Source organism: Kaistia dalseonensis, assembly GCF_030814715.1.
GTDB classification, from domain to species: Bacteria; Pseudomonadota; Alphaproteobacteria; order Rhizobiales; family Kaistiaceae; genus Kaistia; species Kaistia dalseonensis.
In genome coordinates this window covers 137,770-155,623 of sequence record NZ_JAUSVO010000007.1, presented here as the reverse complement: position 1 = coordinate 155,623, position 17,854 = coordinate 137,770, and the positions used below count along the sequence as shown (strand labels likewise).

Genomic DNA, 17,854 nt, shown 5'->3' with positions numbered 1-17,854 from the left:
GCATAACCTTCTCGCGATCGCTTTCGCGCATGCCTCGCCATGCGCCGACCAGCGGGGCCGCCGCATGAAGTTCACGCGGCTCCGCGTTCACGGCTTCAAGTCCTTCGTCGAGGGCACCGATTTCCTGATCGAGCCGGGCCTGACCGGCGTGGTCGGCCCGAATGGCTGCGGAAAATCGAACCTCGTCGAGGCGCTGCGCTGGGTCATGGGCGAGAGCTCATACAAGAACATGCGCGCGTCCGGCATGGACGACGTCATCTTCTCCGGCAGCGGCAACAGGCCGGCGCGCAACACGGCCGAGGTCACGCTCGTCGTCGACAATGCCGAGCGCAAGGCGCCCGCCGCCTTCAACGATGCCGATATCCTCGAGGTCACGCGCCGGATCGAGCGCGAGGCCGGCTCGGTCTACAAGATCAACGGCAAGGATGTCCGCGCGCGCGACGTGCAGTTGCTCTTTGCCGATGCCTCCACCGGCGCCCGCTCGCCGGCCATGGTCGGACAGGGCCGCATCGGCGAGCTGATCGCCGCCAAGCCGCAGGCCCGCCGCGCCGTGCTCGAAGAGGCGGCCGGCATTTCCGGCCTCTATTCGCGCCGCAACGAGGCCGAGATGCGGCTGAAGGCGGCCGAGACCAATCTCGAACGGCTCGAGGACGTGCTCACCGAGATCGAGAGCCAGCTCGAGGCGCTGAGGCGGCAGGCGCGGCAGGCGAACCGCTACCGCAACCTTTCCGGCGATATCCGCAAGGCCGAGGCGACCGTCTTCTATCTCCGCCTGCTCGCGGCCGGCGCGCAGGTGCTCGATTCGCAGAAGGCGCTGGAGGCGGCCGGGCAGGCCGTCGTCGCGCGGAGTGACGCGCAGAGCGGTGCGGCGCGCGACCAGGCTGTCGCCGCGAGCGGCCTGCCGGCGCTGCGCGAGGCCGAGGCCGCCGCCGCCGCCGCGCTGCAGCGGATCACGCTCGCCCGCGACGCGCTCGACGCCGATGAACGGCGCATGAAGGAGCGCATCGCCGATCTCGACCGCCGCCTCGCCCAGCTCGTGCTCGATATAGAGCGCGAACAGCACATGGTGCGCGAGAATGCCGAGATATTGGGCCGGCTCGACGCGGAGGAGGCAAGCCTGCGCGACGAGGAGGCGAAGGCCGGCGCGCTGCAGGAAACCGCCAATGAAAAGCGCGCCCGAGCCGAGGCGAAACTCGCTGAATCGGAAAAGTCACTCGCCGAGGCGACCGCCGCCCATGCCGCGATCGCCGCGCGCCGGACCGAGTTGGAGCGGGCCAATCGCGAGGCGGTCGACCGGCTCAATCGCGCGCGCAACCAGCTCGCCGATGTCGACCGCGAACTGACAGCGCTACTGCGCCAGATCGCCGAATTGCCCGGCGTCGCCCCGGCGCAGGAGGCGGTCTCGGCCGGCGAGGCTTCCGTTCAGGCGGCGGACGCCCGCGCCATTGCCGCCGAACGCGCCTCGACCGAGGCCCGCGAGGCGGAGGCCGCCGCCCGCGCGCCGCTCGCCGAGGCGGAGCGCACGCTATCGGGCATCGAGACCGAGGCACGCACGCTCGCCAAGATCCTCGGCTCCGGTGCGCCCGCCGGCAAGCGCCCGCCCCTGCTCGATGCGCTCTCGGTCGCCAAGGGGTTCGAGGCCGCGCTCGCGGCCGCCTTCGGCGACGATCTCGATGCTTCCGACGACAGCGCCGCCGCCGCCCATTGGCGCGCGGTCGCCGCTCTCGGCGACGACCCGGCTTTGCCCGAGGGCGCGGAGCCGCTGGCCGCCAAGGTGACGGCGCCGGATGTGCTTGCCCGCGCGCTGGCGCAGACCGGCATTGTCGGCCGCGCCGATGGCCCGCGCCTCCAGCCGCGCCTCAAGACCGGCCAGCGCCTCGTCTCGCGCCAGGGCGATCTCTGGCGCTGGGATGGCTATGTCGCCACCGCCGATGCGCCGACCGCCGCCGCGCTCCGCCTCGCCAACCGCAACCGCCTCGCCGAATTGCAGGACGAGATGACCGGCGCGCGCGCCCGCGTTTCCGATTGCCGCGCGGCGCTCGAAACGGCCGCGACCCGCACGCGCGCGGCGCAGGAGCAGGAGCGCGCCGCCCGCGACGCCGCCCGCGCGGCGCAGCGCGGGCTCGACGAGGCGCGCGCCCGCTTGGCCAGCGCAGAGCGCGAAGCCGGCCGGCTGACGGCCCGGCGCGGCGCGGTCGAGGAGCAGCGCGGCCGCGTCGTGCTCTCCGTCGACGAGGCGGAGGCGCAGCGCGGGGCGGCCGAAAGCGCGCTGGCCGGCGCCGCCGACCCGCTCGCCGCGCAACAGCAGGTGATGCTTCTCCGCGCGACCGTGGCGGAGGAGCGCGGCGCGCTCTCCGAGGCCCGCGCAAGCGCCGACGCGCTGACGCGCGAAACCGAACTGCGCCGCCGCCGGCTCGCCGCGATCGGCGAGGAGCGCAAGAACTGGCAGAGCCGCGCGGCGAACGCCGACAGCCAGATCGCGACGCTTTCGAGCCGCAAGGCGGAGATCGACGCCGAGCGCGCGGCCCTTTCCGATGCGCCGGCCGAGATCGAGGCGAAGCGCCGCGCGCTCGTCGCCGAGATCGGCAAGGCCGAGGCCGGACGGCGCGAGGCGGCCGAACGGCTCGCCACCGCCGAACGCGCGCTCGCCGCCGCTGACAAGGCCGCGCAGGATGCGCTCGGCGCGCTCTCGGAGGCGCGCGAGCAGCGCGGCCGCGCCGAGGAGAGGCTGAACGCCGCGCAGGAGCGCAAGCGCGAAATCGAGGCGCGCATCATCGAACTGCTCGATTGCGCGCCGCATGAGGTGGTGAAGCTCGCCGAGCTCGATCCCGCCGCCCCCCTCCCCGATCTCGGCCAGCTCGAAACCCGGCTCGAACGGCTGCGCCAGGAGCGCGAGAAGCTCGGCGGCGTAAACTTGCGCGCCGAGGACGAGGCCGTCGAGATCACCACGCGGCGCGACGCGCTGATCAAGGATCGTGACGACCTGATCGAGGCGATCCGCCGCCTGCGCCAGGGCATTGCCAGCCTCAATCGCGAAGGGCGCGAAAGGCTGCTCGCCGCCTTCGATGTCGTGAATGCGCATTTCCAGCGCCTGTTCACCCATCTCTTCGGCGGCGGCACGGCCGAGCTTCAATTGACCGAATCCGACGATCCGCTGGAAGCCGGCCTCGAAATCCTCGCCCGCCCGCCCGGCAAGAAGCCGCAGACCATGACGCTGCTCTCCGGCGGCGAGCAGGCGCTGACCGCCATGGCGCTGATCTTCGCCGTGTTCCTGACCAACCCGGCGCCGATCTGCGTCCTCGACGAGGTCGACGCGCCGCTCGACGACCACAATGTCGAGCGCTTCTGCAACCTGCTCGACGAAATGGCCCGCGCGACCGACACACGCTTCGTCACCATCACCCACAACCCGATCACCATGGCCCGCATGAACCGCCTGTTCGGCGTGACCATGGCGGAGCGGGGGGTGAGCCAGTTGGTGTCGGTGGATCTGGAGACGGCGGAAAGGTTTTTGGAGGCGGTTTAGGGGCTGCTGCTTGTGCCTCAGCGGACGTTTGCCTGCTGACGCACGCGTACATGCCAGCGTAATCGCGCTGTTTCGTTGTATTGTTCCGACAAACCTACCTGAACTGATTAGGTTATTGAGTTATTGGTATCTGGGTGGATTCACAATGACAAGCTACGAGCATGGCAAGATAGCCAAAACCATCTTGGAGATCGATACCCCTCCCGAAGACTCGACGGCGTTCGGTCATTGGATAAGAGCCGAGGCACACCTCGATCTTCTTGAAAGAAACGCCAAATCGTCCGAGCGCATCATATACGCCTCGGGCCCCTATACATTCATTCATTCGATCGCCGTACCATTCGATGCACTTGCCGCTGATACTCCTGAGAGCCTGCTGGGATGGAACGACAATCCGTTCACCAGCATCGCCAGCTATGTTTCTGGCGGCGGCCGCGAGACTTTGCGGGTAGAACGTGGCGACCGAGCGAGGGGCTCGCCCGCCCTCAACGCCGGAACCGATCTCCTTTTTGTTCGCGAATTCGAGGGGTGGTCCGGCCCAGATCGCGTCTATGCGGAATTGAACCAAGAGTACGCACATCTCGCCGACATTCATTGGCGCTCCGAGCGCAATGCCTACTGTCGTTATGATCGGAACGGGGACTTAGTTGATATCGTCTCGGTGACGATACCCAAGCCGGTGAATGGCGTGGCCCTTGTTTCATTTTCCTGGCCTGAGCTTGAGGAATACCTCTCAATCGCGCGTATGGCGCTTGTTCGCATGTTCGACTTCACGCTGCTTCGTTATGGTCAATTTTCTGGCTGGGATGAAGGCCCAGACGACGTCGTTCGACGGTCCGACGACCTTATCTATCGTCAAAAGATATCAGGCAATTCCGCTTACACCCGAGGTGTGCAGATCATTCGTCCGCGCGACGCACGGAAGGTAGGCGGCGAAATCTCCGGCCGATGGAGCGGGGGGGTCAAACACGAACATGTTACGTTCACCGTTCAGGACTGGCGTCATGAATGTCAGATCGCCGATATTTCCACTGACCCCGCTTCTACAACCAACTACTTTGAAGCTGAGAACAACGATCTACCCTACGAGATGTCGCCAGCGTTCTTTCGGCCGGAAGTGCTATCAAAATACAAAACAGACCGGGAAAAATACACGGTTGGCGACAGGGATATTTCATGCCGTGCCGCTTGGACGCTCCGCGCCTACGACGTCAACGAGGCGGGCCAAGTATTTGCTTACCTAGTGTACTTGAGGGCTCTCCCGTACGAAGAGCAACTTCACTGGAAATCCTTCAACCAACCGCCAAGGGCAGGCATCTCGGAGCGGGCCTTCATCAACGATTTCAAAGGCGAGTTCGTCCATTTCCAGCATCCCAGAAGCGAGATTCTGTCGATCCTTCAGCGATGGCGGGCCCTCGAAATCAGTTGGTGGAAGCTACGAGATGAAGGATTGTTGAATCGCGCAAACCCTCCGATTTCGTCGAGCAAGGACGAGTGGGCCGACGCTATCATGGACTTGACGCAGTTGGTGGTTGAAGGCTTCGAGACTAAGGCTCTACGTGCGATTTTGAAGAAACTCGGCGTCCCGTATACTGACGAGAAGACGATCGCACTCCTTGAGAAGATCGTCTCAGCGAAGAACCCCGTCGGCGGACCCGTGCAGCTAGAGGGCCTTCGCACTGCACAGCATATTCGTTCGAAGGTGAAGGGCCACGCAGGCAGCACCGAAGGGCTGTCACTCGCGCGAAACGCCCTTGCAGGCTACGGCACATACGCCGATCACTTTAAGCATCTTTGCTCGCTCATCGCGTCAGATCTTGAACAAATAGAGGTCACACTGGGACGATGAATCCAAAGCGCAACAACATCCCGCTCGGAGCCACCCCGCCAGCACCCCCGCCGTTCCAGCGGATGCTCCCACCAAATACGAGAGGTGAGCCGGACGGACAAGCGTCCGCACCCGGGTTCTCAGTGCGCTAAGGAAACAGCATAAGGCGGTCATCATTGGCACTTCTTGACCCGGCCTCACGCTTAGGGCAGGCCGCTTGGGCTCCCTTCCGCTCGAAGTGCTCCCAGAAAAATCCCCCACCAATGTCCGAACCCACCCCCCTCATTCGTCGTTCCAATACCCGGCCCAATCTGCCGGCCCAACCACGGAGCGAAACAATGCGGGTCATGGTGTTGGTGAAGGCGACCGAGGAGAGCGAGCGGGTGGGGTATGTCGCCACGCCCGAGACCTTGGCGATGATGGAGGCGATGGGGCGGTTCAATGAGGCGTTGAAGGCGGCGGGCATCTGGCGCGCCGCCGACGGGCTGAAGCCGTCTTCTGAGGGCAAGCGCGTGCAGTTCGACGGGCCCTCGCGCACGGTCGTCGACGGGCCGTTCGCGCATCCCCGCGAACTGGTCGCGGGGTTCTGGCTCTGGGAGGTGCGCGACATGGACGAGGCGGTGAACTGGGCGAAGCGCTGTCCCAACCCGATGGCGGGGCCGAGCGAGATCGAGATCCGCCCGCTTTATGAACTGGCCGATCTGGCCTGAGGCCGCAGGCCGGCGGCGCGGTCGCCACCTGGAGGCGGCGGCCGTTGCTCTTTCCCTGCACGCACCGTCAACCATCGGCGCACCTTTCCCCGCGCGCCGAAGGCCCTTATCTTTGAGCCATGAAAAACATCGGCTTTCTCTCCTTCGGGCATTGGTCCCCCTCCCCGCAATCGGGCACGCGCTCGGCGGCGGATACGCTTCTGCAATCCATCGATCTCGCCGTCGCGGCCGAGGAACTGGGCGCGGACGGCGCCTATTTCCGCGTGCACCATTTCGCGCGCCAGCTCGCCTCGCCCTTCCCGCTGCTCGCGGCGGTCGGCGCGAAGACGAGCCGCATCGAGATCGGCACGGCCGTGATCGACATGCGCTATGAAAACCCGCTCTACATGGCGGAGGATTCCGGCTCGGCCGATCTGATCGCCGGCGGGCGCCTGCAGCTCGGCATCAGCCGCGGCTCGCCCGAGCAGGTGATCGAGGGCTGGCGCTATTTCGGCTATGGGCCGGCCGAGGGCGAGACCGACGCCGACATGGCGCGGCGCCACACCAGCGTCTATCTCGAAATCCTGCGCGGCAAGGGCTTTGCCGAGCCGAACCCGCGGCCGATGTTCCCCAATCCGCCCGGCCTGCTCCGCGTCGAGCCGCATTCGCCGGGCCTGCGCGATCGCATCTGGTGGGGTGCGGCGACGGACGCCACCGCCGTTTGGGCGGCGCAGCAGGGCATGAATCTGCAGAGCTCGACGCTCAAATTCGACGAGAGCGGCAAGCCCTTCTCCGTGCAACAGGCCGAGCAGATCCGCGCCTATCGGGCGGCCTGGAAGGAAGCGGGCCATGAGCGCACGCCGCGCGTTTCCGTCAGCCGCTCGATCTTCGCGCTGATGGATGATCGCGACCGCGCCTATTTCGGCGGCAATGGCGAGAGCAAGGACCAGTTCGGCTATATCGAGCAGGATGTGCGCGCCGTCTTCGGGCGCAGCTATGCGGCCGAGCCGGATAAGCTGATCGAGCAATTGAAGACTGACGAGGCGATCGCCGAGGCCGATACGCTGCTCTTGACCGTGCCGAACCAGCTCGGCGTCGATTACAACGCCCACGTCATCGAGGCGATCCTGAAGCACGTGGCGCCCGGGCTCGGCTGGCGCTGAGGCGCGGCGGCCCGGCTGGGCTTCGCGCTCCCCTGAACCCGCCCCCTTTGAGGGACGGGTTCGAGGAGGAACGCGCGTGGGATCAGCCAATGATCGCGGCTCGGCGGGCCGAGCCTCAGAAGATCTCCGGCACGTAGAGCTCCGCCGGGACGGGCGTGCGGACATAATCATCATGCCGCACGCGGCTCGGCAGCTCGATCTCCGGCTTCGGCACGTCGCCATAGGGGATCTGGGCCAGCAGATGGGCGATGCAGTTCAGCCGCGCCTTCTTCTTGTCCACCGCCTGCACCACCCACCAGGGCGCGTCGGCCGTGTGGGTGCGGGCCAGCATCTCTTCCTTGGCCTTGGTGTAATCCTCCCAATGGACACGGCTCTCCATGTCCATCGGCGAGAGCTTCCACTGCTTCAGCGGATCATGGATGCGCATCTTGAAGCGGAATTCCTGCTCTTCATCGGTGATGGAGAACCAGTACTTGATCAGGATGATGCCGGAGCGCACGAGCATGCGCTCGAATTCGGGCACCGAACGGAAAAACTCGTCGAGTTCCTCCTTGGTGCAGAAGCCCATCACGCGCTCGACGCCGGCGCGATTGTACCAGCTGCGATCGAACAGGACCATTTCGCCGCCGGTCGGCAGATGGGGCACGTAGCGCTGGAAATACCACTGGCTGCGCTCGCGCTCGGTCGGCGCCGGCAGGGCGACGGTGCGGCAGACGCGGGGATTGAGCCGCTGGGTGACGCGCTTGATCGCGCCGCCCTTGCCGGCGGAATCGCGGCCCTCGAAGATCACGACCACCTTGAGCTTCTGATACTGCACCCAATCCTGCAGGCGGACGAGCTCGTGCTGGAGGCGGAACAGCTCGCGGAAATAGATCTTCCGGTCGAGGCTCGGCTCCGTCATGCCCTCGGCGACCAGCTCGTCGAGCCGGTCTTCTTCCAGCTGCATTTCCAGCTCTTCGTCGAAGCTGTCGGCAATTTCAGCCTTGATCCGGCTAAGCTGATCCTGGTCGGTCTCGGACATCGGCGTCATCCCCTGTGGCGGCTTCGACAGGAGGAGCAGGGTTTCGCTACAAGGATGTGACAGTACGCGCTTCGCATGCCGTTAGCCGGCTTCAGCCGATCCATGCGATGGGGCGCGGCCGCCCTCCCCGCCTCACCGCAGCGCGTAGCCACCATCGGGATAGAGCGTCGAGCCCGTCATGTAGCTGTTCTGCATCAGGAACAGCACGGTGTCGGCCACCTCGTCCTCCGTGCCCGGCCGGCCGAGCGCAGCGAGCTGGCTATAGAGCGCGAAGGCCGGCTCGCGGACCGAATCCGGCCGGCTGCGCCAGAGATCGCCATCGATCGTGCCGGGCGAGACGGTGTTGACGCGGATCGGCGCGAGCTCCAGCGCGAGCGCGCGGCCGAGCCCTTCGATCGCGCTGTTGGCGGCGGCATAGGCGGCTGCGCCCTTGATCGGCCGCGCGCCGGCAGCCCCCGCCATCAGAACGATCGAGCCATCGGGCGCGAAACGTGGCAGCGCCGCTTTGATCGCGTGATACTGACCCCAGAACTTGGTGCGGAACGGGCTCTCCGCATCCGCGTCGGAAAGCGTGTCGATCGGTCCGACCTTATAGGTCGCGGCCGGGACGAAGAGATGGTCGACCCTCTCGATCACCTCGAAGAATGCCGCGATCGATGCCTTCTGCTCGATATCGACGGTTTGCGCGCGCGCCCTCGGCCCGAGACGTGCCACGGCATCCAGCAGCCTGGCCTCGGAACGGCCACCGAGCACGACATGGCCGCCAGCGGCAATGATTCGCGTCGCCACGCGAAAGCCGAAGCCCGAGCCACCGCCGATGATCGCGACTGTTCTGTTCTCGAATGACATGGGATGGGCCTTCTCTCGTCGAGGATGGCGCCGATCCTAATCGGTCGTGAGTGGATCGTATCGCGCGATCTCGGCGCTTTACACGGGACTGAGTTTCTCCAATCATCGACGCCATGATCAATCGAGAGCGGTTCGAGGGCATCGCCGCCTTCGTCGAGACGGCCGAGGCCGGCAGCTTCACGCGGGCGGCGGCGCGGCTCGGCCTGACGCGTTCGGCCGTCGGCAAGAGCATTGCGCGGCTGGAAGCGCGGCTCGCCGTTCGCCTGTTCAACCGGACCACGCGCAGCCTGAGCCTGACGGATGAAGGCGCGCGCTTTCGCGAAAGCTGCCTGCGCATCCTCGCGGAGCTCGATGCCGCCGAGGATTCGCTCGCAGCGCGACGCGCCGAGCCGGCGGGGCTGGTCCGGATCGACCTGCCGGTCCTGTTCGGCCGACAATGGGTCGTGCCCCTGCTGCTCGAATTGTCGGCGCAACATCCTGGCCTCGAATTCGACGTGAATTTCTCGAACCGCGTCGCCGATCTGACGGCGGAAGGCATCGATCTCGGCGTTCGGATCGGCGCGCTCGATGATGCGGCCGGGCTGATCGCGCGGCGGCTCGGCACGCAGACCACCATCCTCTGTGCCGCCCGGACCTATCTCGACCGGCATGGCCGACCCGGGGGAATCGAGGATCTGGCCGGCCATGCCTTCATCCTGGAGCGGGCGCGCGGCGGGTCCGCCCCCTGGCGGCTGACCGATACGAGCGGAAAGGCACGGAATGTCACGGTTCGCGGGCGTCTCGCCTTCGACCGGAGCGATGCGATCGCTGATGCGGTGCTCGCCGGGCACGGCATCGGCCGATTGCCCGGATGGCTCGTCGCCACCGCCTTGCGCGCGGGTACGATCGAAACTGTCCTGCCGGGTTTTTCCAGCGACGAGATGCCGATCCACGCGCTCTGGCCGGCGCCGCGAGCCTTACCGCTCAAGGTCCGCGTCGTCGTCGACGCGCTGGTCGCGCGCTTCCAGCCCGTGGCGCCCTGGGATGACCCGGGCATGCATCACGGACCATGATCGGCCCGATCGTGCGTGCTACCAGCTCGTCAGCCGGCGCAGGCGCGGCGCCTTCTTGTATTGGTTTTCGCTCATGCGCGAGAGCAGCGTGTCGAGTTCGGTGATGGCGGCGAAGAGGTTCGGCCCCTTGTTCAGCATCACGCATTCGGCCCGCGCGCTCATGGCGGCATCGGTCATCTCGCCACGGAGCGGGACACCCTTCTTGATCAGATGCTCGAGCACCTGCGTCGCCCAGATCACGGGGACCTGCGCCGCCTCGCCGATCCAGAGCAGTTCCTCCTGCATCTCGGCAAGACGGCTGAAACCGATTTCGACGGCGAGATCGCCACGCGCGATCATGATCGCGGTCGGCTGGCGTCCGGCCGCGCGGGCGAGAATATCCGGCAGGTTGCCGAGGGCCCGCGTCGTCTCGATCTTGAGAATGAGGGAGAGTTTGCGCCAGTCGGGACGGATGCGCTCCAGCGCGCGGTGCAGCGCGGCGACATCCTCTTCCGACTGGACAAAGGAGAACTCGATGCCGTCGGCATGTTCCGCGATGAAGGCGAGATCGACGATGTCTTTCTCGGTCAAGGCCGGGATCGAGAAATGCGTGTCGGGGAAATTGACGCCCTTCTCTTCCTTGAGCTTGTAGCCATCCTCGTCCGGCGAGGTCGTGACACGAACCGTCACGCCCCAGGGCGACACGCTTTCGACGACCGTCGCGAGCTTGCCATCGTCGACGAAGATGCGCTCGCCGGGCTTGGCCGCCATCAGCGCCTGCGGCAGCGTGCATTCCACGGCGATCAGCCCCTCATCGGCCTTGTCGAGCTGGCCGGGAATGGCGATCGCGAACAGATCGTCCACGCCCACGCGGCGGTGGCCGTCCACGGGCCTGATCAGGCCGGTGCGGATCTTGGGGCCGGCGAGATCCATCAGGATCTTGATCGGACGCCCCGTCGCAGCACTCGCTTCCCTGGCATAGCCGATCATCCGGCCCCAGGCTGCGGCGTCGTCATGGGCGCAGTTGATGCGCACGGCCTCGACGCCCATGCGCGCCAGACGGCGCATGAATTCCGGCCCCTCGGCCGCTTCCGGCGGACAGGTGATCAGGAGATGAACGGCGCGGGTCTGCGAGACAGGGCCGAGAATTTCCGTCGTCCGCTCAGCGAGCCTGTGCTCACCATCGAAGAACTCGGCTTCGGACGGCAGCGGGCGGCGCGGCGCGGCGTCGGTGAAGGCGTCGAGTGCCGCCAGCACCGCATTGAGGGTCGGCTGCACGCGGCTCTCCAGGCGCCCGAGAGAGGAGAGGCCATGCGCCATCAACCGGCGCTGCAAGGGCCGGATGTCGCGGCGGCGGAGGGCCAGATAGTCCGCGAGATTGGCGGCGCTCGCCTTGAATTCGGGGCGCTCGATCCATGGTGCCCAGGCCGCCGCAATGGTCTCGCCTTCGGCGCGCACCGTGGCGGCCAGCGTCTCTACATCCGCTTTGAGCTCGATCAGATTGTGCTCAGTCATGCCCGCCTCACGCTTGATGCCCCTGACACATAGGCCAGCCGCGTTGCATCTGAATGACGCTGGCCCCCGACGCCATGCGCTGGATCAATTGGAGGGCGCCAGCGGATCGACGATCACGGCCGTCGCGACGAAGGCTTGTCGGCGGGCCGGTCTTCCAACGCTGCACGGTGTTGATTGGGAAAGACCGGGCTGGCCAAATCGTGACAATGCGGTCTTTTGACGATCATGCCCGTGATCCATTCACAGCCCGACTTCGCGCTGCCATATCTCGCTTCTCGCCCGAGCGATTCCGTTCATTCGGCCAGCGACCTTCGGAGCCCGATCATTGTCACCCTCTGCTGATTTGTTGCTCGACTGGTATGATCGCCACGCGCGGCGACTGCCATGGCGTGTCGGGCCGGCCGAGCGGCGGGCGGGCATCCGGCCCGATCCCTATCGCGTCTGGTTGTCCGAGGTCATGCTGCAGCAGACCACGGTCACGGCGGTGAAGCCCTATTTCGAGGCCTTCCTGTCTCTCTGGCCTACCGTCGCCGATCTCGCGGCGGCGCCGGTCGAGGATGTCATGAAGGCCTGGGCCGGACTGGGCTATTATTCGCGCGCGCGCAATCTGAAGGCCTGCGCCGATGCGGTGATGCGCGATCATGGCGGGCGCTTTCCGGGTAGCGCCGCTGCGCTGCGCGATCTGCCCGGCATTGGCGACTATACGGCCGCAGCCATCGCCGCCATCGCCTATGACGAGCCGGCAGCCGTGGTCGACGGCAATGTCGAGCGTGTGCTGGCGCGCGTCTTCAAGGTCGAGACACCCCTGCCGGCGGCCAAGAAGGAGATACGCGTCCTTCAGGCAAGGCTTACACCGGCGAAACGCGCGGGCGACTATGCGCAGGCCATGATGGATCTCGGCGCGACGATCTGCACGCCGAAGCGACCGGCCTGTTCGCTCTGCCCCTGGGATCAATCCTGCGCAGCCCACGCCTCAGGTGTCGAGGAAGCCTATCCCCGTCGCGGTGAAAAGGCCGATCGGCCCGAGCGCGGCGGCGCGGCCTTTGTGGCGATCCGCGCGGATGGCGCCATCTTGATGCAGCGCCGGCCCGAGCGCGGCTTGCTCGGCGGCATGACCGAGGTGCCGGGCACAGCATGGTCGCCCGGCTTCGATCGCGACCGCATCCTCGCCGATGCGCCTTTCCAGGCCGATTGGCGCCGCGTCACCGATCCCGTGATCCACGTCTTCACCCATTTTCGCCTGACGCTCGACATCTGGCTGGCGGATCTGCCGGCCGCCCATCCGGCGCCCGCGGGAAGCTGGTGGGCGGCGCCGGACGACGTGCCGCATGAGGCATTGCCGAGCGTGATGAAGAAGGCGATCGAGGCTGCCCGGCCCGGCGCGACACGCAAGCGAAAATGACGGCCGGTTGCCCGGCCGCCATTTCGTCTACGCCCTATTGCTGGTCCTGCTGCGGAGCCTCGCGCATCTGCGGCATGATCTTCATGGGATTCGGCACCTGCAACTGGATGTTCGGCCGAACCGGCTGATCGTTCTGCTCCTCCTGGATGCGGATCGGTACACAGCGTCCGTTCTGCATCACGAAGCCCTTGCGGCACGCCTGCGGCTCGGGCTTCGGCCTCACCTGGACCTCGACGCACTGTCCGCGCACGAGCCGTTCGCCTTCCCGGCATTGCGGCCGAACGGGGCGATCCGGCTGGTCAATGGCAACAGGAACGCAACGCCCGTTTACCAGCCGTTCGCCCTGATCGCAGCGCGGGCGCACGGGCCGATCAGGCTGCTCAATGACGATGGGAACGCAGCGCCCTCCCCGCTCGACGAAACCGGGCTTGCAGTCGATCACGACCGGCGGGCGGCAGCGGCCCTTGGTCATGTTCATGCCCTCGGGGCAGACGCAGCGGCCCTTATTGTCGCGGATCAGCGGCGGATTGCAGGCGCGCGGCGGCGGAACGCAGCGACCGTTCTGCATCGTCTGGTTCGACGGACAGACACAACGGCCATTGTCATCCCGGATCAGCGGACGCCGGCATTGCTGCGGCGGCGGTACGCAGCGACCATTCTGCATCGCCATGTTGGACGGGCAGACACAGCGCCCCCGATTATCCTGCACAAAGGGACGATCGCAATGCCGGGGCGGCGGAATGCAGCGGCCGGCACGATCGCGAATGAAGGATTCCGGGCAAGACGGCGGCAAGCAGCGACCATCGCGGGTCTGGACCATGTCCGGCGGGCACGGGCGTGGCGGGACGCAGCGGCCGCGGAGGTAGATTTCGTTGCGCGGGCAGCCACAATAGCCGTCCGGCGTCCGCACCATGTCGCGCGGACAAGCCCAGGGCACGCAGCGACCGTTGACGAAGGTCTCGTATCGGTCGCAGAGGCGCGGCGGCGGAACGCAGGCGCCACGCTCACGGATCATGTTCGGTGGGCAACCGACCGCCACGCAGTAGCCGTCGCGGAAACGCGTTCCGGACGGGCAGCGCGGGGGCAGCAGGCACGCCCCATTGATCAACATCGTGCCGACGGGGCAAGCGACGACCGGCGGCGGCATCATGACGGGCGGCGGAGGCGGCGTTTCGGTGCGGAGGCCAGGCCCACACGGGACCGTCGCCAGCGCGCCCATATGGCCGGAGAAGGCGGGATCGCCGGGGCGGTCGTCATAGTCGACGAACCAGCTCTGCATGGGTGGGGTATTGGCCGGAACGACAAGGCGAATCGCGTTGCCCTGCAGGCCGTCGATCGGATCGATCCCAGGCCCGTCGCCGAGCAGGCGCTCGCCGGTCGACCAGACCGTTGCAGCGCAGGCATCCGGCCGAAGCCGGCCCTGATTGTCGTAGCCATAGCCGAGAGCAACACCACCATCGGCATTATGGAGGTCCGGCGTCAGGCCGATCGCGTATTGATCGGGCTCCGGCACCCAAAGACCCGGATTTGCATCGGGACGGGTTTTCGGACGGAAGCGCAGGACGCGACTGTCGCCGCCCTCGGTCAGGCTCTTGAAATCATAGGCGCCTGTAGGCGGCGCGCGCTCGGCCGCGTAGAGCAGCCCCTGGCCGTCAAAGGCGATCGACGCGATCTCGATGCCGGATCGCAGCGTCGGCACCTCGACTTCGAGGCGCGGGTCACCTGCAAAGGCGCCATCGGCTCCGATCCCGATCGACCAGATCTCCGGCCCGGCGGCGACCGCGTAATAGAGGCGCTCTTGATGGACAGCGAGCCCGAAGATCAGCCGTTCGGGATCGGCATAGCCCCATGATGCAGGCTGCTCGGTGTCGAAGGCCGGGTCCTCGATATTGATCGCGATCGGCGACAGCGGAACGGGCGGCAGACCGGCGGCGGCCCGACCTTCCGTACCATGGTCGAAGGTGCCGCGGTCGGTCCCATCGAGGCTGAAGCGATGGATCAGGCCGCTCGCCCGGTCCGCGGCGAAGAGCTGGCGGCTCCTCCCGTCGAAGGCGAGTCCGCCCAGCGCCGAGACAGAGGCGTCGCTTATATTGGCGAAGAGCGAAATCCGCCCCGTCGTCCCGTCGACGCGCCAGATCGAGCCTGGCCCGCCGCCCTGCTCCACGGGCCCGAACAAGCCGGGAAGGAAGCGGGCACCGACAGCGCCGACATGCTCGCGCTTGATCGCGCCACCGGCATCGACCGTGCCGATTGCCAGCCCGTAAGCCGAACTCGCGGCGAGATAGATCGTCGGGGCGGGCGCGTCGTCGAGCGCGACGCCGAAGACCTGGCCCACCTCGGCGGCGGTCGCGGTGAAGGTCTTCGGAGCGTTCGAAAGCGTGCCGAACGCACCCAGCGCGGAGAGATCGACGATGCGCGCCGATGGCCCGTCCGGCGCGATGGCGAGATAATCGAGCGGGTCAGCTCCCTCCGGCGCCGGACCTTGGAGAAAGCCGGAAAAGCCCGTCACCACCGCCGAACGCGATCCGACAATGGCTTGTTGCGCCGAGGCCCCGCCTGCCGCGACCAGCAGGCCGAAAATCGAGGCCAGGGCGAGACGCGCCGACCACCACCACCGAAATCGTGACAGAAGCATCCCTCGCGGCGTCTCGTCCGCGACGATTTGAGCCTGCATCATCATCCCTCCCGGATCGTCGTCCAGGGCGAGGGTCGCGGCCACTTGTCCAAAGGGGCCGCTCACCAAGGCACGAGGCGACCATTCTACCCATCGCGGCCGGACGATCCGGTTCGAGGGTCGGGAGACTATGGGCCTGACGCGCGGCCCCATCAGTGACTGTCATCACAAATTGAAAGAACCGTGCAAGTGCATGCGAGAGCCGATAAAACGGCCCTTCATCCTCCCTGAAAAACCAAGGAAACACGCCATGGCCGAAATCCGGCACATCGTCTTCGATATCGGCAACGTGCTGATCCGCTGGCAGCCGGAACTGCTCTACACGCGTCTCATCCCCGACGAGGCGGCCCGCAAAGCCTTCCTCGCCAACGTGCTGACGCATGAATGGAACCTGGAGCAGGACCGCGGCCGCAGCTGGGAAGAGGCAGAGGCCGAGGCGATCGCGGCCCATCCCGAGCACGAGACACTGATCCGAGCCTGGCGCAAGGATTGGCACGACATGATCCCCGGGCCGATCGACGAGACCGTCATCGTGCTCGATCAGCTGATCGAGAACGGCCATGATGTAACCGCTCTCACCAATTTCGCCGAAGACACCTTTGCCGAAGCGGTGGCGCGATTCCCCTATCTCGATACGTTCCGGGGTGTGACCGTGTCTGCCCGCATCAAGCTCGTGAAGCCGGATATCGCGATCTACGATCATCACGCCCGGTCGTTCGATCTCGACCCGGCGGCAACGCTGTTCTTCGATGACATGCCGGTCAATATCGAGGCTGCGCGCAAGGCCGGCTGGAACGCGGAGCAATTCGTCGACGCCGAAACGATGCGCGCGGATCTCGCGCGCTATGGCGTGAAGCTCGGCTAGTCAGCATCGGCTGACGTGCGACCGGCAGGATGATCTGCCAACGAAAACGGCGCGGACCTTGCGGTCCGCGCCGTAATCATTTCAACCGAACTGGATCAGGCGACGGCCTTGGCCGTCTCCTCGCCGCTCAGCGGCACTTCCGAGATCGTCTTCAGGATCTGCGAAGCGATCTGGTAGGGGTCGCCTTGCGAATTCGGGCGGCGATCCTCGAGATAGCCCTTGTAGTCGTTCTTGATGAACGAGTGCGGGACGCGGATCGAGGCACCACGGTCAGCCACGCCGTAGCTGAACTTGTTCCACGGTGCGGTCTCGTGCTTGCCGGTCAGGCGCTTGTCGTTGTCCGGGCCATAGACGGCGATATGGTCGAGCAGGTTCTTGTCGAACGCCGCCATCAGGGCCTCGAAATACGCCTTGCCGCCGACTTCGCGCATGTACTTGGTCGAGAAATTGGCGTGCATGCCCGAGCCGTTCCAGTCCGTGTCGCCGAGCGGCTTGCAGTGGAACTCGATGTCGATGCCATACTTCTCGGTCAGGCGCTGCAGCAGGTAGCGGGCCATCCAGATCTCGTCGGCCGCCTTCTTGGAGCCCTTGCCGAAAATCTGGAATTCCCACTGGCCCTTCGCGACTTCCGCGTTGATGCCTTCATGGTTGATGCCGGCCTCGAGGCAAAGCTCAAGGTGCTTCTCGACGATCTCGCGGGCGACGTCGCCAACGTTGGAATAGCCGACGCCGGTGTAGTACGGACCCTGCGGCGCGGGATAGCCCGACGACGGGAAGCCGAGCGGACGGCCATCCTTGTAGAAGAAATACTCCTGCTCGAAGCCGAACCAGGTGCCCTCGTCGTCGAGGATCGTCGCGCGCTTGTTGGACGGGTGCGGCGTGACGCCATCGGGCATCATGACTTCGCACATGACGAGCGCGCCGTTGATGCGGGCAGGGTCGGGATAGACGGCGACCGGCTTCAGGACGCAATCCGAGCTACGGCCCTCGGCCTGCATGGTCGAGCTTCCGTCGAAGCCCCAGAGCGGCAGCTGGTCGAGCGTCGGAAATTCGGCAAATTCCTTGATCTGCGTCTTGCCACGCAGATTGGGGACGGGCGTGTATCCGTCGAGCCAAATGTACTCGAGCTTATACTTGGTCATAGAAGGTCTCTCATGGGCTGATGACGCAAGGCGTGAGAAGGTCCTGGGTCTGTTAATGCCGCCAACGGCTGACGTCCAACAAGCACGTAGCATGCCAATCCGGACGACCGGTCGGCGCCGACGCGGGCCTGAGATGCGGGATGCCGTGC

At 66.2% G+C, this 17,854-nt stretch carries 12 protein-coding genes; 7 read left to right on the top strand and 5 right to left on the bottom strand.

What is annotated here, in order from left to right:
• Positions 1 to 64 precede the first annotated feature (64 nt).
• The 4 genes from smc (at position 65) to QO014_RS22435 (ending at position 7,206) form a co-directional block, all read left to right on the top strand.
• Positions 65 to 3,526 (top strand): chromosome segregation protein SMC, encoded by a 3,462-nt coding sequence (gene smc / locus QO014_RS22450; RefSeq protein ID WP_266350997.1) that lies wholly within the window; start codon positions 65 to 67, stop codon positions 3,524 to 3,526.
• A gap of 145 nt (positions 3,527 to 3,671) precedes the next feature.
• On the top strand, positions 3,672 to 5,375 hold the full coding sequence (locus tag QO014_RS22445; RefSeq protein WP_266350996.1) for a hypothetical protein: 1,704 nt from the start codon (positions 3,672 to 3,674) through the stop codon (positions 5,373 to 5,375).
• A 317-nt stretch (positions 5,376 to 5,692) separates the two neighbouring features.
• The gene (locus QO014_RS22440; protein WP_266350995.1) at positions 5,693 to 6,064 is read left to right on the top strand and encodes a YciI family protein; all 372 of its coding nucleotides are present in this window, start codon (positions 5,693 to 5,695) and stop codon (positions 6,062 to 6,064) included.
• Positions 6,065 to 6,183: 119 nt separating this feature from the next.
• Positions 6,184 to 7,206, top strand: a complete 1,023-nt coding sequence (locus QO014_RS22435; protein ID WP_266350994.1) for an LLM class flavin-dependent oxidoreductase — start codon at positions 6,184 to 6,186, stop codon at positions 7,204 to 7,206.
• 115 nt (positions 7,207 to 7,321) lie between these two features.
• Here the strand turns inward: QO014_RS22435 and ppk2 are convergent, their stop codons facing one another.
• Both ppk2 and QO014_RS22425 read right to left on the bottom strand, forming a co-directional pair.
• Positions 7,322 to 8,227, bottom strand: coding sequence for a polyphosphate kinase 2 (ppk2, locus tag QO014_RS22430; RefSeq protein WP_266350993.1), 906 nt, complete (start codon positions 8,225 to 8,227; stop codon positions 7,322 to 7,324).
• 132 nt (positions 8,228 to 8,359) lie between these two features.
• The gene (locus QO014_RS22425) at positions 8,360 to 9,076 is read right to left on the bottom strand and encodes an SDR family oxidoreductase (RefSeq protein WP_266350992.1); all 717 of its coding nucleotides are present in this window, start codon (positions 9,074 to 9,076) and stop codon (positions 8,360 to 8,362) included.
• Between the two features lie 113 nt (positions 9,077 to 9,189).
• Between QO014_RS22425 and QO014_RS22420 the strand changes: the two genes are divergently transcribed.
• Positions 9,190 to 10,128 (top strand): LysR family transcriptional regulator, encoded by a 939-nt coding sequence (locus QO014_RS22420; RefSeq protein ID WP_266350991.1) that lies wholly within the window; start codon positions 9,190 to 9,192, stop codon positions 10,126 to 10,128.
• Positions 10,129 to 10,146: 18 nt separating this feature from the next.
• Here the strand turns inward: QO014_RS22420 and QO014_RS22415 are convergent, their stop codons facing one another.
• Positions 10,147 to 11,622, bottom strand: a complete 1,476-nt coding sequence (locus QO014_RS22415) for a pyruvate kinase (protein ID WP_266350990.1) — start codon at positions 11,620 to 11,622, stop codon at positions 10,147 to 10,149.
• A 325-nt stretch (positions 11,623 to 11,947) separates the two neighbouring features.
• Here QO014_RS22415 and mutY point away from each other — a divergent pair, with 325 nt between their 5' ends.
• On the top strand, positions 11,948 to 13,024 hold the full coding sequence (mutY, locus tag QO014_RS22410) for an A/G-specific adenine glycosylase (protein WP_266350989.1): 1,077 nt from the start codon (positions 11,948 to 11,950) through the stop codon (positions 13,022 to 13,024).
• A gap of 34 nt (positions 13,025 to 13,058) precedes the next feature.
• Here mutY and QO014_RS22405 read toward each other — a convergent pair whose 3' ends face one another.
• The gene (locus QO014_RS22405; protein WP_266350988.1) at positions 13,059 to 15,659 is read right to left on the bottom strand and encodes an NHL repeat-containing protein; all 2,601 of its coding nucleotides are present in this window, start codon (positions 15,657 to 15,659) and stop codon (positions 13,059 to 13,061) included.
• 289 nt (positions 15,660 to 15,948) lie between these two features.
• On the opposite strand from QO014_RS22405, the gene QO014_RS22400 reads away from it, so the two are divergent.
• Positions 15,949 to 16,563: an HAD family hydrolase gene (locus QO014_RS22400; RefSeq protein WP_266350987.1), complete on the top strand. Its 615-nt coding sequence runs from the start codon at positions 15,949 to 15,951 to the stop codon at positions 16,561 to 16,563.
• A gap of 95 nt (positions 16,564 to 16,658) precedes the next feature.
• Here the strand turns inward: QO014_RS22400 and QO014_RS22395 are convergent, their stop codons facing one another.
• Entirely contained in the window at positions 16,659 to 17,705 is a 1,047-nt protein-coding gene (locus tag QO014_RS22395) for a glutamine synthetase beta-grasp domain-containing protein (RefSeq protein ID WP_266350986.1), read from the bottom strand.
• Positions 17,706 to 17,854 lie beyond the last annotated feature (149 nt).